Genomic DNA, 19476 nt, shown 5'->3' with positions numbered 1-19476 from the left:
TCCCGTTGCGCGGCGGCGTTCCGGCTAACCGAGCAGGCCGCCGAGTTGTCGTGCCGTTTCGAGCAGCTGATGCAGGCCGGCGGTGTCCGGGATCCTGTTCAGTTCGGTGCTGATCCGGTCGTACAGGTCGCGCAGCCGGCCGGGGCGGCCTTCCTCGGCCGCACGACGCAATTCGTCCCCGTGCCCCAGCAGCAGCCGCAGCCGCTCCTCGTCGAGGCCGAGCCCGGGGCCCAGGTCGTCGAGTTGGTCGGCGAGCGTGCCGACGTAGGTGACGGTGCTGTTGCTGATGAAGGTGGCGTCGCCCTCGACCTGGATCCTGTCGATGCGGTACGTGGACTGCCGGTCGCGCTCGCGGCGCAGGAACTCGGCGAGTCCGGTGCCCGAGTGGCCGCAGTCCAGCCCGCGGTCGGTGAGCTTGACCTGCCCGGTGACCACGTCGCCCGAGACCCCGGCGTCGAGGAGGTCGAGCATGCCGGTGTCAGCTAACGAGCGGACCGCGGCGAGGACTTCTCCGGCGCTGAGGTCGTCGCCGTGGAAGAAGACGTGGTCGGACACGAAGAAGTCGCGCAGCAGCACGTCGCCGCCGCGGTGCTCGAACGCCCAGCGCAGCACCGCGTCCTCGGCGTATCGGCGGCGCACCTCGGGGTCGCGGCGCTCGCGGTCCAGGCGCAGCGCGCGCTCGTGGCCCTCCGGAAGCAGGGAGGTGTCGGCGGGGGTGTGCTCGGGCCACTCGTGGATGTGCACCAGGCCGCGGTCGGCCAGGGCGGCGATGACGGCGGAGACACCGAGGGGCGGCTTGTTCTGCTCCACTCCGAAGGGTGCGGTCCGCACGGGCACGTCGGGGCGGTGGCCCGACTCCCGCAGCAGCCACAGCAGCAGGCGCGCCTCGTAGCGGTCTAACTCGGGCCGGCGGTGTGCCATCGGCGCGTGACCTCTGTTCTGTCTGCGGCAGTTGGGGGTGTGCACGAATCTACCTAGGTTGTCCGCCGGTCACCAGTTCGTTGCGGTGTGCAGTCGCCGCACTGCGGCCTTCTCGTAGCAGGACCGCGACCTGCCGCGGGCAACCGCCCGGCCGCCGGCGGCTGCCGGCCGGTTGCCGCCCGACCGGGCTAGGGCAGGAGCGCCGCCGCGCACTCCTCCGCCGTGTCGGCGGCGTGCCCGGGGATGTCGGCGCCGCCCCGCAGGTGCCGCTGGACCAGCGCGTACGGCACGTCCACCAGCGCCACCTGGACGCGCTCGCGGGCCGCGGCGCCGGTGGCGCCCAGCCGCTCGGCCAGCTCGCCGACCGCCGTGAACACCCGCTCGTTGGCCTGGTCCAGCTCGGCCCGGGCCGCGGCGGGCCAGGAGTCCCGGCCGAAGTCGGCCGCGCCGTAGCGCAGCACCCGGGCCTCCGCGGGGTGCGCGCGGCTCCACTCCACCACGTGCCGGGCCGCGGCCCGCGCGGTGCGACGCGGGTCCGCGTCGCCGGTGAGCACGTCGAGGTAGCCGTCATGGAAGCCGCGCAGGGTGCGCAGCCACAGGGCGGCCAGCAGCGCCGTCCGGTCGGGGAACCGGTGGTAGAGGGAGCCGCTGGGGGCGCCGGCCGCCTTGGCCACGGCGGCCATGGTCACCGCGGCGGGGCCGCCGTCGGCGGCGAGCCGGACGGCGGCGTCGAGGAGTTGCGAGGTCTCGTACCTGGTTGGACGCGCCATGTTCTGGAGAGTACTCTCCATTAATATTAGAGAGTGATCTCCAATACGAGGAGGGGTCCGCCATGGCCGTCCTGAACATCCATGAGAGGCGGCTGCCCTGCCCGCCCGGCAAGCTCGCGCCGCTGCTCGACGGACTCGCGGGACCGGACGACGGACTGTGGCCCGCCGAGCGGGGGCAGTGGCCGGCGATGGGGTTCGACCGTCCGCTGGGCGTGGGCGCCGTGGGCGGCCACGGCCCGGTGCGGTACGAGGTCGTCGGCCACGCGCCCGGGCAGTGGGTCCGCTTCCGCTTCTCCGCCCCGCGCGGTTTCGACGGCTTCCACGAGTACGCCGTCCACCCGGACCCGGACGGGGGCGGCGCCGTCCTGCGGCACACTCTGGCCATGCGCGCCCGCGGCCCGGCCCGGCTGAGCTGGCCGCTGGCCTTCCGGTGGTTCCACGACGCCGTGCTCGAAGACAGCCTCGATCGGGCCGAGTTGGCAGTGACCGGGGCCGTCGCCGCGCCGTCCCGGTGGAGCCCGTACGTGCGGCTGCTGCGCCGGCTCACGGGCGGCGACTAGGGCAGCACCGCGATGCCGTCCAGCTCCACCAGCGCCTCGGTGTCCCAGAGCCGGGTGACGCCGATCAGCGCCATCGCCGGGTACGTGTCGCCGGCCAGCCGGCGCCAGATGCGGCCCAGTTCGGCGGCGTGGGCGCGGTAGTCCTCGGGGTCGGTGGCGTAGACGGTGACGCGGGTGAGGCGGGAGGGGTCCCCGGCGCAGGCGCCGAGGGCGGTGAGGAGGTTGCCGAGGGCCTGCTCGAACTGGGCGGGGAGGGTGTCGCCGACGATCCGGCCGGCGCCGTCGAGGGCGGTCTGCCCGGCGAGGAAGACGAGGGTGGCGCCGGTGGCGGTGACGGCGTGGCTGAAGCCGGAGGGCGGGGTGAGGGCGGCGGGGTTGACGCGGTGGACGGACACGGCGGCGGCGGTTCCCTTCGGTGGGCGGCGGTGGGGTGCGGTGGGTGCGGCGTACGGAGCCGGGGCCGGCCCGTACGCCCGCGGGTCAACGGCGGTACAGCTCCTTGGCGATGATGCTCCGCTGCACCTCCGTCGCCCCCTCGTAGATGCGCGGCGCGCGCACCTCGCGGTACAGGTGCTCCAGCAGGTGCCCGGCCTGAAGCGCCCGGGCGCCGTGGATCTGCACCGCGGCGTCGACGGCGGCCTGCGCGGTCTCCGTCGCCAGCAGCTTCGCCATCGCCGACCGCCGGGCGACGTCCGGCGCCCCCGCGTCGTACGCCGAGGCCGCCGCGTACACCAGCAGCCGGGCCGCCTCGACGCGGGTGGCGGTCTCGGCGAGGGTGTGCGCGACGGACTGCAGGTCCTTCAGCGGGCCGCCGAACGCCTCCCGCTGTTCGGCGTGGTCCAGCGCCGCGTCGAGCGCGGCCTGCGCCATGCCGACGGCGAACGCGCCGACGGAAGGGCGGAAGAGGTTGAGGGTCGCCATCGCGATGCGGAAGCCGCCGCCGGCCTCGCCGAGCATGTCGGCGGCGGTGACGGGGACGCCGTCGAAGCGCAGGGTGCCGATGGGGTGCGGGCTGAGCATGGAGAGCGGTTCGCCGGTCAGTCCGGGGCGGCCGGCGGGCACGAGGAAGGCGGTGACGCCGCGGGCGCCGGCATCCGGCGCCGTGCGGGCGAAGACGGTGATGAGGTCGGCCTCAGGGGCGTTGGAGATCCACTTCTTCTCACCGGTGAGCCGCCAGCGCCCGGGCCCGTCCGGCTCGGCCGCCAGCCGCAGCGCCGCCGCGTCGGAGCCGGCCTCCGGCTCGGTCAGCGCGAACGCGGCGACCGCGCGCCCGGCCGTCACCTCCGGCAGCCACCGCTCGCGCTGCGCGGGGGTCCCGGCCTGGACGACGGGGTACGCGCCGAGCCCCTGGAGCGCGAGCGCCGTCTCGGCCTCGGTGCACTCGCGGGCCAGCGACTCGCGCAGCAGGCAGAGCGTGAGCGCGGAGACCGGCCCGGCGGCGGGGAACACCCGGGCCAGCAGGCCGGGTTCGCCGTCGCCGGCGGGGGCGCCGAGGGCGGCGAGGAGCGGGCGGTTGACCCGGCCGGGCCCGCCCGCGGGGGCCAGCGGGCGAAGCCGCCGCGCGGCGAACGCGCGCAGCTCGGCGCACCACGCCTGCAGCCCGGGGTCGAGCGCGAACGCCTGCGCCGGCTGCGCCGGCTGCTCCTGCGCCATGCGGTGCTCCTCTCTCCCGGTGACGTGCCGTCCCGGGCGTCGTCCGCCGGCCGGGCGGCGGGGCCGGTCGCGGGATCCGGCTGCGGGACGGCCCGGCGGGATATCGCGGACTGTTGACTGTCGTCACGTCAACGCTACGCTCCTTGGGGTACTGCAGGGCAGACCTAGGGGGCGTACCGCCATGCAGCTCAAGCCTTCCGCCCACGCCGACACCTTCGCCCGGGACCACCTCCCGCCGCCCGGGCAGTGGCCGGACCTGCTCTTCCCGCTCCCCGGCCTGCGCTACCCCGACCGGCTCAACTGCGGCGCCGAACTGCTCGACGCCACCGTCGAGCGGTTCGGCGCCGGCCGTCCCGCCCTGCACACCCCCGCCGGCGAGACGTGGTCGTACGGCGAACTCCAGCGCCGCACCGACCAGATCGCGCACGTCCTGACCGACGACCTCGGCGTGCTGCCCGGCAACCGGGTGCTGCTGCGCGGGCCCACCACGCCCTGGCTGGTGGCCTGCTGGCTGGCCGTCATGAAGGCGGGCGCGGTCGCCGTCACCGTGCTGGCCGCGCAGCGCGCGCACGAGCTGAGTGCCGTCTGCGGGATCGCGCGAATACGGCACGCGCTGTGCGACGCCCGTTCGCTCGACGACCTGGCCCGCGCGGAGGTCGCGGATCTGACGGTGGTGCCGTACGGCGGCGAGGACCCCAGTGACCTTCTGCGGCTCGCCGACGCCAAACCCGGCGCGTACGCGCCTGTGGAAACCTCCGCCGACGACGTCGCGCTCATCGCCTTCACCTCCGGCACCACCGGACGGCCCAAGGGCTGCGTCCACTTCCACCGCGACGTGCTGGCCATCGCCGACACCTTCTCCGCCCACGTGCTGCGGCCCGTGCCCGACGACGTGTTCGCGGGCAGCCCGCCGCTGGGCTTCACCTTCGGCCTCGGCGGACTCGTCGTCTTCCCGATGCGCGCCGGCGCCTCGGCGCTGCTGCTGGAGCAGGCCGGCCCCGACCGGCTGCTGCCGGCGGTCGCGGAGCACCGGGTGTCGGTGCTGTTCACCGCCCCGACCGCGTACCGGGCGATGCTCGACAAGCTCAGCGAGCACGACGTCGGCTCGCTGCGCCGCTGCGTGTCGGCCGGCGAGAACCTGCCGGCCGCCACCTGGCGGGAGTGGCGAGAGCGGACCGGGCTGCGGATCATCAACGGCATCGGCGCCACCGAGATGCTGCACATCTTCATCTCCGCCGCCGACGACGACGCCCGGCCGGGGATGACGGGGGTGCCGGTGCCGGGGTTCGAGGCGCGGGTGGTCGACGCGGACGGGGCGCCGGTCCCGGACGGGGAGCCGGGGCTGCTGGCGGTACGCGGGCCGACGGGCTGCCGGTATCTGGCGGACGAGCGGCAGCGGGAGTACGTCCGGGGCGGCTGGAACGTCACCGGCGACACGTATGTGCGCGAGCCCGACGGCTACTTCCGGTACGTGGCGCGCGCGGACGACATGATCATCTCGGCCGGGTACAACATCGCGGGACCCGAGGTGGAGGACGCGCTGCTGCGCCACCCCGACGTGCGCGAGGCGGCGGTCGTGGGGCGGCCGGACCCGGACCGGGGCACGGTGGTCGTGGCGTACGCGGTGCTGCGCGAGGGCGTGGTGCGGGGGCCGGAGACGGAGGCGGCGCTGCGGGACTTCACGAAGGGCGAGATCACGCCGTACAAGTGCCCGAAGGAGATCGTGTTCACCGAAGCGCTGCCGCGGACGCCGACGGGGAAGCTGCAGCGCTACCGGCTGCGGGAGGAGCAGGCCGGGCGGGTGGGCGGGAGAGAGCAGCCGGGCGGCAGGCAGTCGTTAGAGTGATCGAGTGGCAGCCGAACGAACCCCGCGGTCTCTGATCGTCACTTTCTACGGCGCGTTCGGCCGCGGCGACGGCTCGGGGCCGGACTCCGGCTCGGGGGCCGGCTCGGGGGCCGGCTCCGGGTCCGCTTCCGGCTCCGGGCCGGTGCCCGTCGCGGCGCTGATCCGGCTGCTGGGCGCGGTCGGGGTGGACGCGCCGGCGGTGCGGTCGGCGGTCTCCCGGCTCAAGCGGCGCGGGCTGCTGGTGCCCGTACGGCACGAGGGCGAGGCCGCGTACGCCCTGTCGCCCTCCGCTCGCACCCTCCTCGACGACGGCGACCGCCGCATCTACCGCCGCCAGGCCCCCGCGGGCCCCGGCGACTGGCTGCTGGCGGTCTTCTCCGTACCGGAGTCGGAACGCCGCAAGCGGCACCTGATGCGCTCCCGGCTCGCCCGCCTCGGCTTCGGCCAGGCGGCACCGGGGGTGTGGATCGCCCCGGCGCACGTCGCGGAGGAGACCCGGCACACCCTGCGCCGCCTCGGACTCGCCCCGTACGTCGACCTCTTCCGCGGCATCCACGAGGGCTTCACGCCGACGCCGGAGGCGGTGGCCCGGTGGTGGGACCTGCCGGCGATAGCGAAGCTGCACGAGGCGTTCCTCGACACGCACGAGCCGGTGCTGCGGAGCTGGTCCGCGCCGGGTTCCGCGCCCGCGGCGCCGGGCGCGGAGGCGGATGCGTACCGCGACTACCTCCTCGCGCTCGACGCCTGGCGCCGCCTCCCGTACGCCGACCCCGGGCTGCCCGCCGCGGTGCTGCCGCCCCACTGGCCCGGCGGCCGGGCGGCGGAGGTCTTCGCGGCCCTGCACGACCGGCTGCGGGGGCCGGCGACAGATTTCGCGAACGCGACTCTTCACACACCGTGACCGACCGACACGATGAGTCGTTGATAAGACCGACCGTGCCCAGCAGCCACAGCTATCCTGACTGTGGCGGACCGGACGACTCAGGAGGAGCAGTGGTGGCCATGACCGCGACCGAGCGCCCCAGCTCGGCGGAGGACCCGACCCTTGCCATCTTCCACGAGCTCGACCTGCCGGAGGGCTGCCGCGCCGAGCTGATCGAGGGTAAGATCGTCGTGTCCCCGCCGCCCGATGGAGACCACGAGGACATCGTGGCTCACCTCAACTGGCAGATCGCCAGGAAGTCCGCCGCCGAAATGTACGTGGCAGGCACAAAGGGTCTGATCATCCCCCAGGGTTACGTCATCCCCGACGCGACCGTCGCCCCCCGCGGTATCTTCCGCGGCATGGAACCGTGGGCAGAGCCTGAAGGCGTCACCATGGTCGTCGAGGTCACCTCTGCACGCCCGCACAACGATCGAGGCCCGAAGCTACGCGGCTACGCGGCGGCCGGCATCCCGCTGTATCTCCTGGTGGACCGCGGCGCGGAGACGGTCACGCTCTACGGCCACCCGGCCAAGGACGAGTACAAGGAGCACCACCGCGTTCCCCTCGGCCAGAAGCTCGACCTCCCCGCCCCCTTTTCCTTCACTCTCGACACGTCCGACCTGGCCTGATCTGAGGGTCCGGCCCCCGGCCCGCAGCGGATACGCCCGTTCGGCGGCATTTCCGGTGCGGGCCGCCGGTGTGTGCGGGTGGCGACGCCTGAGTCTGAATTGCGGGGGTTCGGTGTGGTCGCGAAGATAAAGGCGACCTCCTCCCCGAGTGACGCCGATCCGGCCGCGGCCCCTGCGGCGCGCGTCCCCGCCCCCCACCGGAGCAGCGCGATGAGCGACGCGACCAGTACCGACAACAGCGGAACCCCCGTCGAGAGCGACCAGTACTCGCTCAGCGTCGGCGCGGACGGCCCGATCCTCCTCCAGGACAGCTATCTGATCGAGAAGATGGCCCAGTTCAACCGCGAGCGCGTCCCCGAGCGGGTGGTGCACGCCAAGGGCGCGGGGGCGTACGGCACCTTCCAGGTCACGGGCGACGTCAGCGAGCTGACCAGGGCGGACGTCTTCCAGCCCGGGCGGCGTACGCGGATGCTGGCCCGCTTCTCCACCGTCGCCGGTGAGCAGGGCAGCCCCGACACCTGGCGGGACCCGCGCGGCTTCGCGCTGAAGTTCTACACCCGGGACGGCGTGTACGACATGGTCGGCAACAACACGCCCGTCTTCTTCATGCGCGACCCCAGCAAGTTCCAGGACTTCATCCGCTCGCAGAAGCGCACCACCGACTCGGGCCTGCGCGACAACGACATGCAGTGGGACTACTGGACGCTCTCGCCGGAGTCGGCGCACCAGGTGACGTACCTGATGGGCGACCGCGGCATCCCCAAGACCTACCGGCACATGAACGGCTACAGCTCCCACACCTACCTGTGGACCAACGCCGCCGGGACCCGCACCTGGATCAAGTACCACTTCAAGACGGACCAGGGCGCCGCGTTCCTCACCGACGCCGACGCCGTCGCGCTGGCCGGCGCGGACGCCGACTGCCACCGCCGCGACCTGGCCGAGGCGATCGGCCGCGGCGAGGCGCCGTCGTGGACGCTGTACGTGCAGGCGATCCCGTACGAGGCCGCCCCCGACTACCGCTTCAACATCTTCGACGTGACCAAGGTCGTCCCGCACGGCGACTACCCGCTGATCGAAGTCGGCCGGATGACCCTCGACACCAACCCCGAGGACTACTTCATCCACGTCGAGCAGGCCGCGTTCGAGCCGAACAACCTGGTGCCCGGCATCGGCCCGTCGCCGGACAAGATGCTCCAGGCCCGGCTCTTCTCCTACGCCGACACTCACCGCTACCGCATCGGCACCAACTACGCGCAACTGCCGCCCAACCGCTCGGACACCGAGGTCCGCTCGTACGCCAAGGACGGCGCCATGCGCTACTACCCCGCCGAGGTGGCCCGCCCCTACGCGCCCAACTCCTACGGCGGCCCGGCCGCCGACGAGGCGCGCTCCAACCACCCGGCGCGGTGGACGGTGGAGTCCGCGGAGATGGTCCGCGCCGCGTACACCCTGCACGCGGACGACGACGACTTCACCCAGCCCGGGACGCTGGTGCGCGAGGTCATGGACGACGCCGCGCGCGACCGCCTGGTGGGCAACGTCACCCGGCATCTGCAGAACGGCGTCAGCGACGCCGTCGTGCAGCGCGCGGTCGCCTACTGGCGCAGCATCGACCTGCGCACCGGCGACCGGATCGCCGCCGGCGTGCACCAGGACTGACAGGGCTGACGGGACTGACGGGCCCGGCAGGACCGGCAGGACCGGCAGGACCGGCAGGACCGGCAGGACCGGCAGGACCGGCACCCGCGCCCCGCCCGTGCCGCACTCAGCCGTCGCCCAGCGTCAGCCTCGGCTTCGGCCCGTCGGTGCGCCCCGTCGGCGGCCTGCGGCTGCCCGCGCGGTACGGCGCCGGCCACGGCGCGCCCGGACCGGCGTAGCCCTGTTCCGCGGCGGCGTGCAGGGTCCAGTGGGGGTCGTACAGGTGGGGACGGGCCAGGGCGCAGAGGTCGGCGCGGCCGGCGAGTATCAGGGAGTTCACGTCGTCCCACGAGGAGATCGCCCCGACGGCGATCACCGGGATCCCCGTCTCCGCGCGGATGCGGTCGGCGTACGGCGTCTGGTACGAGCGGCCGAACGCCGGCTGCTCCTCGGCGACGACCTGGCCCGTGGAGACGTCGATCGCCGCCGCGCCGTGCGCGGCGAACGCGCGGGCGACCTCGACCGCGTCCGCCGCCGTCGTGCCGCCCTCCGCCCAGTCGGTGGCGGAGATCCGTACGGTGACGGGGCGGTCCGCCGGCCACGCGGCGCGTACCGCGTCGAAGACCTCCAGCGGGTAGCGCAGCCGGGCGTCGAGGTCGCCGCCGTAGGCGTCGGTGCGGCGGTTGGTCAGCGGGGAGAGGAAGCCGGACAGCAGATAGCCGTGCGCGCAGTGCAGCTCCAGCAGGTCGAACCCGGCGCGGGCGGCGCGCCGGGCGGCGGCGGCGAACTCCTCGCGGATCTCGTCCATGCCGGCGCGGTCCAGCTCGCGCGGGGTCTGGTTCAGCCCCGCGCGGTACGGCAGCGCGGAGGGGGCGACGACGGGCCAGTTGCCGTCGGGCAGCGGCTCGTCGATGCCCTCCCACATCAGCTTCGTGGAGCCCTTGCGGCCGGAGTGGCCGAGCTGGACGCCCAGCGCGGTGCCGGGGGCCTGGGCGCGGACGAAGTCGACGACGCGGCGCCAGCCGGCCTCCTGCTCGTCGCGCCACAGGCCGGTGCAGCCGGGGGTGATACGGCCGCGGGGGCTGACGCAGACCATCTCGGTCATCACCAGTCCTGCGCCGCCGAGGGCGCGGGCGCCGAGGTGGACGAGGTGGAAGTCGCCGGGCAGGCCGTCCTCGGCGGCGTACATGTCCATCGGCGAGCACACGACGCGGTTGCGCAGGGTGAGCCCGCCGAGGGTGTACGGCGTGAACATCGGCGGCGTGCCCTCGGGCACCCCCGCCTCGCGCTCGACGGCGGCGACGAAGCCGGGGTCGCGCAGCCGCAGATTGTCGTGGGTGATGCGGCGGCTGCGGGTCAGCAGGTCGAACGCGAACTGCCGCGGCGGGCGGGTCAGATGGCGGGCCAGGTCCTCGAACCACTCGCGGCTGGCGTGTGCGGCGCGCTGCGTGGAGGCGACGACGGGCTTGCGTTCGGCCTCGTACGCCGCGAGCGCGGCCGGCACGTCGGGCTGCTCTTCGAGGCAGGCGGCGAGCGCGAGGGCGTCCTCGACGGCGAGTTTGGTGCCGGAGCCGACGGAGAAGTGCGCGGTGTGGGCGGCGTCGCCGAGGAGGACGACTGCGCCGCCGCCCGACGGCTCGTGCCACCAGCGGTCGTTGACCACCGTGCGGAACGCCGTCCACTGCGAGCGGTTCCCGGTCAGCGGCCGGCCGCCGAGCGCGTCGGCGAAGTACGCGGCACACCGCTTGGCGGTCTCCTCCTCGCCGCAGGCGTCGAGCCCGGCGCGCCGCCAGACCTCCTCGCGCATCTCGACGATGACGGTGGAGGCCGCCTCCCCCGACGACCCAGCCGGCACCGCGTACGGGTAGCCGTGCAACTGCATGACGCCCGCGTCGGTCTCGATGATCTCGAAGCGGAAGGCGTCGAACGCGAACGGCGCGGACAGCCACACGTACCGGCAGCGGTGCTCGTCGATCCGGGGGCGGAAGACGCCGGCGTGCGCCTCGCGGGTGGCGCTGTTCACGCCGTCGGCGCCGACGACGAGGTCGTGGGTGCGGGCGAGTTCGGCGGCGGGCGGCGCCTCGGTGCGGAACCGCAGCTCGACGCCGAGGTCGCGGCAGCGCTGCTGGAGCACCGCGAGCAGCCGGCGGCGGCCGAGTGCGGCGAAGCCGTGGCCGCCGGAGCGCTGCACGGTGCCGCGGTGGACGATGTCGATGTCGTCCCAGCGCACGAACTCGCGTTGCAGCGCCGCGTAGACGGCCGGGTCGGCGTGCTCGATGCCGCCGAGGGTCTCGTCGGAGAGTACGACGCCGAAGCCGTACGTGCTGTCCGGGGCGTTGCGCTCGTAGACCGTGACCGCGCGGGCGGGGTCGAGCCGCTTGAGGAGCGCCGCGGCGTACAGCCCGCCGGGCCCGCCGCCGATGACCGCGACCCGCACGGCGCTCAGCGCCCCTGCCACGCCGGGGGCCGCCTGGCGGTGAACGCGGCGTGGAACTCGGCGTAGTCGGCGCTGTTCATCAGCAGTGCCTGCGTGGCGGCGTCCATCTCGACGGCGGCGGCCAGCGGCATGTCGAGCTCGGCGGTGAGCAGCGCCTTGGTCTGCGCGTACGCGAGCGTGGGCCCGGCCGCGAGCCGGCGGGCCAGCGCCTGCGCGGCCTCGTCGGCGCGGCCTTCGTCGGCGAGTTCGCTGATGAGGCCGATGCGTTCGGCCTCGGCGGCGCGCACGGCGTCGCCGAGCATCAGCAGCCGGGTGGCGTGGCCGAGGCCGACGACGCGGGGCAGCAGGTACGCGGCGCCCATGTCGCCGCCGGAGAGGCCGACGCGGGTGAAGAGGAAGGCGAAGCGCGCGGAGTGGTCGGCGACGCGGAAGTCGGCGGCGAGCGCGAGGACGGCGCCGGCGCCGGCGGCGACCCCGTGCACGGCGGCGACCACCGGGAACGGGGCTTCGCGCAGGGCCCGTACGACCTGGCCGGTCATCCTGTTGAAGTCCAGCAGCCGGCCGGTGTCCATGGCCAGGGTGGCGCCGATGATCTCGTCCACGTCGCCGCCGGAGCAGAAGCCCCGGCCCGCGCCGGCGAGGACGAGCGCGCGGGTGCCGCCGGTGCGGGCCAGCTCGGCGATCAGGTCGCGGAGGTCGGCGTACGCCTCGAAGGTCAGCGCGTTGAGCTTCTCGGGGCGGTCGAGGGTGACGGTGACGACGCCGTCGTCGGCGGTGACCCGCAGGTGTTCCCACTGCTCGGTGCGGCCGGCGGATCCGGTGAACGGGCTCATCGTGCGCGGCCCCTGTCTGCAGACGGTGGCGGGCGGTGGCGGTAAGCCGAAGTTATCACTCATACGTGACTGTCGTCACGAGTGCGCGATACGAGCGTTGGGGCACGCGGGCCCCCGGGACGCCCCGGGGGGAGCGGGCAGGCGCCAGTACCGGGTGGCAGCCTCGGATAGGCAGTCCCGGGTGGCGGTTCAGCCTCGGGGAGCGGGCGGGCGTCAGCCCAGGGTGGCGACCAGCAGCGCCTTGATGGTGTGCATCCGGTTCTCCGCCTCGTCGAAGACGACGGAGTGCGCCGACTCGAAGACCTCGTCGGTGACCTCCAGCGACGTCAGCCCGTGCCGCTCGTGGATCTCCCGGCCGACGACCGTGCCGAGGTCGTGGAAGGCGGGCAGGCAGTGCAGGAACTTCACGTCCGGGTTGCCGGTGGCGCGCAGCACGTCCGCCGTCACCGCGTACGGGCGCAGCGCCGCGATCCGCTCGTCCCACACCTCCACGGGCTCCCCCATGGAGACCCACACGTCGGTCGCGACGAAGTCGGCGCCGGCCACGCCCTCGGCGATGTCCCCGGTGAGCGTGATCCGCGCGCCGGAGGCGGCGGCGAGCCGGCGGGCCTCGGCGACGACGGCGTCGGCGGGCCGGTACGCCTCGGGCGCGACGATGCGCACGTCCATGCCGAGCAGCGCGGCCGTCACGAGGTAGGAGTTGCCCATGTTGAAGCGGGCGTCGCCGAGGTAGGCGTACGCGATCTCCTCGACGGGCTTCGGGCTGTGCTCGGTCATCGTGAGCACGTCGGCGAGCATCTGGGTGGGGTGCCAGTCGTCGCTCAGGCCGTTGTAGACGGGCACGCCCGCGTACGCGGCCAGCTCCTCTGTGGCCGCCTGGGCGGCGCCGCGGTACTGGATGGCGTCGTACATCCGCCCCAGCACCCGCGCGGTGTCCTTCACCGACTCCTTGTGGCCGAGCTGCGAGCCGGCCGGGTCCAGGTACGTGGTCGAGGCGCCCTGGTCCGCCGCCGCGACCTCGAACGCGGCGCGGGTGCGAGTCGAGGTCTTCTCGAAGACCAGCGCGACGTTCCTCCCGGCCAGCCGGCGCCGCTCGGTGCCCGCCCGCTTCGCCGCCTTCAGCTCGGCGGCCAGCGAGAGGAGGTGGCGCAGCTCCTCGGCGGTGTGGTCCAGCTCCTTGACGAAGTTCCGGCCGGTGAGGTCTGTCGCCATGGTCCCGCGCTCCTGAGTGTCTATGCGTACTAACGCATCACTATACAGGCTGACCTTCCGGGCACTGCCCCGGAGGCCCGGGCTAGACCGGGCCGCGCTCGACGGGGCAGCTCATGCACCGCGGCCCGCCTCGCCCGCGGCCCAGCTCGCTGCCGCGGATCTCGATCACCTCGATGCCCTCCTTGCGCAGGAAGGTGTTCGTCGTCGAGTTCCGCTCGTACGCCACCACCACCCCCGGCTCCACCGCCAGCACGTTGCAGCCGTCGTCCCACTGCTCCCGCTCCGCGGCGTGCACGTCCTGCCGCGCTGTCAGCACCCGGATCCGGTCCAGGCCCAGGGCGGCGGCGATGGCGTTGTGCATGTGCTCCGGCGGATGGTCGGTGACCTTCAGGTCGTCGCTGTCCGAGCCGGGCTCGATCGTGTACGAGCGCAGCATGCCCAGCCCCGCGTACTGCGTGAACGTATCGCCGTCGATCATCGTCATCACCGTGTCGAGGTGCATGAACGCCCGCGCCTTCGGCATGTCCAGCGCGACGATCGTCCGCGCGGAGCCGGCCGCGAACAGCCCGCGCGCCAGCAGCTCCACCGCCTGCGGCGTGGTGCGCTCGCTCATCCCGATGAGCACCGCGCCGTTGCCGATGACCAGCACGTCACCGCCCTCGATGGTCGACGGGTAGTCCTCCTGGCCGCCGGACCAGACGTGGAACGGGCCGGACTGCCCGCCCGCGAACAGCGGATGGTGCTTGTAGATCGCCTCGAAGTGGACCGTCTCACGCTGCCGCGCCGGCCAGCGCATCGCGTTGATCGACACCCCGTCGTAGACCCAGCAGGACGTGTCGCGGGTGAAGAGGTGGTTGGGCAGCGGGCCGAGGAGGAAGTCGTCCGGGTCCATCACGTGGAAGCGCACCGACGCCGGCTCGGTGAACCCCGCCAGGTACTCCCGCTTCGTCATCCCGCCGACCAGCGCCTCCACCAGCGCCGCGGAGTCCATGCCCTCGAACGTGGCGCGGAGCTTCTCGGTGGCCAGCGGCCCGTACTCCTTCTCGTCGAAGACCCGGTCGAGGATGAGCGCCCGCGCCTCGGGGATGTCCAGGCTCTCGGCAAGCAGCTCGCCGAAGTGGTGGACCTGCACGCCGCGGTCGCGCAGCACGTCGGCGAAGCCGTCGTGCTCCTCGCGGGCCCGGCGCACCCACAGCACGTCGTCGAAGAGGAGGGCGTCCTTGTTGCGGGGCGTGAGCCGCTTCAGCTCCATGTCCGGCCGGTGCACTATCACGCGGTGCAGGCGGCCGGCCTCGGAGTCCACGCGGAATGAGGGCGCTGGCATGGGATCAGACTGCCACGCTGGGCCACGCGGGGCAGCGATTCGCCGATCATGCGGCGCCGGCGGGGGGGGGTGTGGCGGGCCCGCGGTGGTGGTGCGCGGGCCCGCCCGTCTCACAGGCGCGGGTCCACCGGCTCCGACTCCAGCGCAAGCACCGCGAACACCGCCTCGTGCACCCGCCACAGCGGCTCGCCCGCCGCGAGCCGGTCCAGCGCCTCCAGACCGAGCGCGTACTCGCGCAGCGCCAGGGAGCGCTTGTGGCCCAGGTAGCGGCTGCGCAGCCGGGTCAGGTTCTCCGGGCGGGTGTACTCCGGGCCGTAGATGATGCGCAGGTACTCCCGGCCGCGGCACTTCACACCCGGCTGCACGAGCCGGCCGTCCCCGCTCCGTACGAGCGCCTGGAGCGGCTTGACGACCATGCCCTCGCCGCCGGCCGCCGTCATCTCCTGCCACCAGCGCACGCCCGCGGCCACCGACTCGTCGTCGCCGGTGTCGACGAACAGCCGCCCGGTGCGGTGCAGCAGGCCACTCGCGTCGCTGTCCACCAGCCGGTCGAGCAGGGCGAGCTGGGTGTCGTGCGGCTCGGTGGCGAGGTTCCTGCCCTCGGCGGCGAGGAGCTGGAACGGGGCCAGCCGCACGCCGTCGAGGCCGTCGACCGGCCAGCAGTAGCGGCGGTACGCGGCCGAGAACGCCTCGGCGTCGGCGGCCCGCTCGTGCTGGCGGGCGAGCAGCGCGCCGAGGGCGGCGGCGGGGTCGGCGTCAGCGTCCGCGGGGGTGGCGTCCGCGGGGGTGGCGTCCGCGGGGGTGGCTGTGCCGGTGGCGGGGGCGGCCGTGGCGGCGGTGGTCGCAGGGTGGGCGCCGGCCAGGCGGGTGCGCGTCGCCTCCAGCGCCGCCAGCGCGCCCGGGAACACCGTCCGCGCCGCCGCGCCCACCGCGGCGTACTGCTGCCGCAGCAGCCCGCCCGCCTTCAGCGACCACGGCAGCAGCTCGGCGTCGAGCAGCAGCCAGTCCGTCCCCAGCTCCTCCCACAGCCCGGCCGACGTCACCGCGTCGCGGACGCGGGCGAGCACCTGCTCGGTGCGCTCGGCGTCGGAGAAGAAGGGGCGGCCCGTGCGCGTGTGCAGCGCGCCCGTGACGCCCGCGTCCGCGGGCAGGCCGAAGCGCTTCTGCGCGACGCCCTCGTCCCGGCACACCAGCGCCACGGCGCGCGAGCCCATGTGCTTCTCCTCGCACACGACCCGTGCCACGCCGTCCGCGCGGTACGCCGCGAACGCCTCCGCCGGGTGCTCCAGGTGCCCCTCCTCGGCCGACGTGGCGGTGGGCGCCATCGTCGGCGGCAGGTAGAGCAGCAGCCGCGGGTCGACCGCGAAGCGGCTCATCACCTCCAGCGCCGCCGCCGCGTTCTCCTCCCGTACGGCTACGCGGCCGTGCTGGCCGGTCTCCACGACGCGGCGGCCGTGCACGTCGGCGAGGTCCAGCGGGCGGTCGGCGGTGCCGCCGGTGCCGGCCGGTGCGGCGCCGGCACCGGCGGCGGGCGCCAGCGGCTTGACGGGCTCGTACCAGACGCGCTCGGCCGGCACGTCGACGAGCTGGCGCTCCGGCCAGCGCAGCGCGGTCAGCTTGCCGCCGAAGACGCAGCCGGTGTCGAGGCAGATGGTGTTGTTCACCCAGGACGCGTCCGGCGTCGGGGTGTGGCCGTAGACGACGGCGGCCCGGCCGCGGTAGTCCTCGGCCCACGGGTAGCGCACCGGCAGGCCGTACTCGTCGGTCTCGCCGGTGGTGTCGCCGTACAGCGCGAAGGAGCGCACCCGGCCTGAGGTGCGGCCGTGGTACTTCTCCGGCAGCCCGGCGTGGCTGACGACGAGCCGGCCGCCGTCGAGGACGTAGTGGCTGACGAGCCCGTCGACGAACGTCCGCACCCGCTCGCGGAACCCGGGCTCCGCCGCCTCCGCGCGCTCCAACTGCTCGACGGTCTCAGCCAGGCCGTGCGTCACCTTGACGTTGCGGCCGTGCAGGAGGCGGCCGAGCTTGTTCTCGTGGTTGCCGGGCACGCACAGCGCACTGCCCGCGGCGACCATGCCCATGACCCGGCGCAGCACGCCGGGGCTGTCGGGGCCGCGGTCGACGAGGTCGCCGACGAAGACCGCGGTACGGCCCTCGGGGTGCACCCCGTCCTCGTACCCGAGGGTGGCGAGCAGGCTCTCCAGCTCGCTCGCGCAGCCGTGGACGTCGCCGATGAGGTCGAACGGGCCTGTGAGGTGGGCCAGATCGTTGTAGCGGCGCTCCAGCACGACCTGGGCGGCGTCGACTTCGTCCGTGCCGCGCAGGTGGTGCACGGTGCGGAAGCCCTCGCGCTGCAGCCCGCGCAGGCCGCGGCGCAGCTCGCGGCGCTGCCGCGGGATGACGTGGGCGCCCATGCCGGCGCGGTCGGGGCGGGCGGCGTTGCGCTCGCGGCAGACGCTCTCGGGGACGTCGAGGACGATGGCGACAGGCAGCACGTCGTGCTCGCGGGCGAGCCGGACGAGCTGGCGGCGGGCCTCCGGCTGGACGCTGGTGGCGTCGACGACGGTGAGGCGGCCGGCGGCGAGGCGCTTGCCGGCGATGTAGTGCAGCACGTCGAAGGCGTCGGCGGAGGCGGACTGGTCGTTCTCGTCGTCGGCGACGAGGCCGCGGCAGAAGTCGGAGGAGAGCACCTCGGTGGGCTTGAAGTGGCGGCGGGCGAAGGTGGACTTGCCGGAGCCGGTGGTGCCGACGAGGACGACGAGGCAGAGGTCGGGGACGCCGAGGCGGCGGGTCTCCCGGGCCGGGGCGGCGTCGGGTGCCGGGGTGGTGGTGTCGCTCATGACGCCTCCTTCGTGGTGCCGGGCTTCGTGGTGTCGGCCTTCGTGGTGTCGGCCTTCGTGATGTCGGCCTTCGTGATGTCGGCCTTCGTGATGTCGGCCTTCGTGATGTCGGCCTTCGTGATGTCGGCCTTCGTGATGTCGGCCTTCGTGGTGTCGGCCTTCGTGGTGTCGGCGTGGCTGCCCGGGTCGGCAGGGGTGTCGGTGGCGGCCCCAGTGCGGACGTCGGTGCGGGTGTCGGTGCGGGTGTCGTTCCTGGTGAAGACCGCGAGCTGGGTCGGCGGGCCGACCTCCGGGTCGTCCGGGCCCACGCCCTCGTACGCCACGGCGTAGCCGAAGCGCGCCGCCACCGGCCCGGCCCAGGCGCGGAACTCCGCCCGGGTCCACTCGAAGCGGTGGTCCGCGTGCCGGACATGGCCGGCGGGCAGGGACTCCCAGCGCACGTTGTACTCGGAGTTGGGCGTCGTCACGACCACCGTCGCGGGCCGCGCGGAGCCGAAGACGGCGTACTCCAGGGCCGGCAGCCGCGGCGGGTCGACGTGCTCGACGACCTCGCTGAGCACGGCGGCGTCGTAGCCCGCGAGCCGGCGGTCGGTGTACGTGAGCGCGCTCTGCAGCAGCGAGACGCGCGCGGCCTGCCGCTCGCCCATGCGCTCCAGCCGCAGCCGGCGGGCGGCGGCGGCGAGGGCGCGTACGGACACGTCGACGCCGGTGATCTCGGTGAACCGCGGGTCGCTCAGCAGCTCCTTGACCAACTGGCCCTGGCCGCAGCCGAGGTCGAGCACCCGGGCCGCACCGGCGGCGCGCAGCGCCCCGGCGATGGCGGCGCGGCGCTGGACCGCGAGCGGCACCGGCTTCTCCTCGGTGTCGGCCGCCTCGTCGACGGCGTTGTCCAGCTCCTCCGGCTCGGCGTCGTCGGACTCGGCGAGGCGGGCCAGCGCCAGCCGCTCCAGCGCCTCGCGGGCCAGCGACCAGCGGCGGGAGAGGTAGCGGCCGGTGATGAGCCGCTGCTCGGGGTGGTCTTCGAGCCAGCCCTCGCCGGCGCGCAGCAGCTTGTCGACCTCGTCGGGGGCGACGCCGTAGTGCTTGGCGTCGTCGAGCACCGGCAGCAGCACGTACAGGTGGCGCAGCGCGTCCGCGAGCCGCACCTCGCCCTCGAGGACGAGCGAGACGTACCGCGAGTCGCCCCACTCGGGGAAGGCGGGGTCCAGCGGCACGGCCTCGGCGGTGACCTGCCAGCCCATGGGCGCGAAGAGGCGGGTGACGAGCTCGGGGCCGCCGCGGGCGGCGACGGCGGGGACCTCGATGCGCAGCGGGAGCCGCTGGGCGGCCCGCTCGGGGTGGGTGCGGCAGGCGCCGGTCATGGCGGTCCGGAAGACGCGGCTGAGCGCGACGGCGAGGAGGGAGGAGGCGGCGTAGGGGCGGTCGTTGACGTACTGCGCGAGCGCGGAGTCGGGGCTCTTGCCCATGCCGCCTCTGCCCTTGCCCTTCGCGGCGCGCACCAGGCCGACGGGGTCCACTTCGAGGAGCAGCGCGGCGGTGCAGCGGGCGGGGGTCGCCTCGGGGTAGAAGACGTGGGCCGTGCCGCGGGAGGTGGCGAACTCCTGTGCTTTATCAGGGTGCTTGTGCAGGAGGAAGCCGAGGTCGGTGGCGGGCGCGGCGTCGGTGCCGGTCGCGGTGAGGGTCAGGAACACGTGAGCGAGTATGTCGTGTGGGGCGGGACGGGAGCCATCGGGTTTCGGGCGGTAGCGGATCAGTGCTCTGGTACGAGAGCGGTGCTCCGAGGCGGGTGCAGTGCTCTGGACGGAGAGCGGTGCTCTCGGGCGGTGCAGTGTTCACGGTCGGGAGCGGTGCTCACCAAGCCGTCGGGTGCTCTCGGCTCGGAGCA

15 protein-coding genes are annotated in these 19476 nt (G+C 74.2%); 5 read left to right on the top strand and 10 right to left on the bottom strand.

Annotation, left to right across the window (positions count from 1 at the left end):
* Positions 1 to 24: 24 nt before the first annotated feature.
* Positions 25 to 921, bottom strand: coding sequence for a hypothetical protein (locus B124_RS14835; RefSeq protein ID WP_496503288.1), 897 nt, complete (start codon positions 919 to 921; stop codon positions 25 to 27).
* A 188-nt stretch (positions 922 to 1109) separates the two neighbouring features.
* The gene (locus tag B124_RS14830; RefSeq protein ID WP_496503287.1) at positions 1110 to 1691 is read right to left on the bottom strand and encodes a TetR/AcrR family transcriptional regulator; all 582 of its coding nucleotides are present in this window, start codon (positions 1689 to 1691) and stop codon (positions 1110 to 1112) included.
* Positions 1692 to 1753: 62 nt separating this feature from the next.
* On the opposite strand from B124_RS14830, the gene B124_RS14825 reads away from it, so the two are divergent.
* Positions 1754 to 2251 carry an SRPBCC family protein gene (locus B124_RS14825; protein WP_496503286.1) on the top strand — a complete coding sequence of 166 codons (498 nt, stop codon included), beginning with the start codon at positions 1754 to 1756 and terminating at the stop codon, positions 2249 to 2251.
* On the opposite strand, the gene B124_RS14820 is transcribed toward B124_RS14825, so the two are convergent.
* Positions 2248 to 2646, bottom strand: a complete 399-nt coding sequence (locus tag B124_RS14820) for a RidA family protein (protein WP_496503285.1) — start codon at positions 2644 to 2646, stop codon at positions 2248 to 2250. The genes B124_RS14825 and B124_RS14820 overlap by 4 nt on opposite strands.
* A gap of 85 nt (positions 2647 to 2731) precedes the next feature.
* Positions 2732 to 3904 (bottom strand): acyl-CoA dehydrogenase family protein, encoded by a 1173-nt coding sequence (locus B124_RS14815; protein ID WP_496503284.1) that lies wholly within the window; start codon positions 3902 to 3904, stop codon positions 2732 to 2734.
* 181 nt (positions 3905 to 4085) lie between these two features.
* Here B124_RS14815 and B124_RS14810 point away from each other — a divergent pair, with 181 nt between their 5' ends.
* From B124_RS14810 to B124_RS14795, 4 genes are all read left to right on the top strand, one after another.
* A complete protein-coding gene (locus B124_RS14810) occupies positions 4086 to 5750 on the top strand; it encodes an AMP-binding protein (protein WP_496503283.1) in 1665 nt (554 codons plus the stop codon).
* 4 nt (positions 5751 to 5754) lie between these two features.
* Positions 5755 to 6651: a PaaX family transcriptional regulator gene (locus B124_RS14805; protein ID WP_496503282.1), complete on the top strand. Its 897-nt coding sequence runs from the start codon at positions 5755 to 5757 to the stop codon at positions 6649 to 6651.
* Positions 6652 to 6752: 101 nt separating this feature from the next.
* Complete coding sequence (locus B124_RS14800; RefSeq protein ID WP_496503281.1) at positions 6753 to 7304, top strand: Uma2 family endonuclease; 552 nt, start codon at positions 6753 to 6755, stop codon at positions 7302 to 7304.
* Between the two features lie 210 nt (positions 7305 to 7514).
* Complete coding sequence (locus B124_RS14795; RefSeq protein ID WP_496503280.1) at positions 7515 to 8966, top strand: catalase; 1452 nt, start codon at positions 7515 to 7517, stop codon at positions 8964 to 8966.
* Positions 8967 to 9072: 106 nt separating this feature from the next.
* Here the strand turns inward: B124_RS14795 and B124_RS14790 are convergent, their stop codons facing one another.
* From B124_RS14790 to B124_RS14765, 6 genes are all read right to left on the bottom strand, one after another.
* Positions 9073 to 11382, bottom strand: a complete 2310-nt coding sequence (locus B124_RS14790; protein ID WP_496503297.1) for a bifunctional salicylyl-CoA 5-hydroxylase/oxidoreductase — start codon at positions 11380 to 11382, stop codon at positions 9073 to 9075.
* Positions 11383 to 11387: 5 nt separating this feature from the next.
* Complete coding sequence (locus B124_RS14785) at positions 11388 to 12215, bottom strand: enoyl-CoA hydratase family protein (protein ID WP_496503279.1); 828 nt, start codon at positions 12213 to 12215, stop codon at positions 11388 to 11390.
* A gap of 213 nt (positions 12216 to 12428) precedes the next feature.
* Entirely contained in the window at positions 12429 to 13427 is a 999-nt protein-coding gene (argF, locus tag B124_RS14780) for an ornithine carbamoyltransferase (protein WP_496503278.1), read from the bottom strand.
* 82 nt (positions 13428 to 13509) lie between these two features.
* Positions 13510 to 14751: an arginine deiminase gene (locus B124_RS14775; RefSeq protein ID WP_496503277.1), complete on the bottom strand. Its 1242-nt coding sequence runs from the start codon at positions 14749 to 14751 to the stop codon at positions 13510 to 13512.
* A gap of 110 nt (positions 14752 to 14861) precedes the next feature.
* The gene (locus tag B124_RS14770; protein WP_496503276.1) at positions 14862 to 17591 is read right to left on the bottom strand and encodes a polynucleotide kinase-phosphatase; all 2730 of its coding nucleotides are present in this window, start codon (positions 17589 to 17591) and stop codon (positions 14862 to 14864) included.
* Positions 17588 to 19282: a 3' terminal RNA ribose 2'-O-methyltransferase Hen1 gene (locus B124_RS14765; protein ID WP_496503275.1), complete on the bottom strand. Its 1695-nt coding sequence runs from the start codon at positions 19280 to 19282 to the stop codon at positions 17588 to 17590. Before B124_RS14765 ends, B124_RS14770 begins: the two co-directional genes overlap by 4 nt.
* Between the last annotated feature and the right edge of the window lie 194 nt (positions 19283 to 19476).

This window comes from Streptomyces sp. CNP082, assembly GCF_059570535.1.
This window is presented reverse-complemented; position numbering and strand designations above follow the sequence as displayed.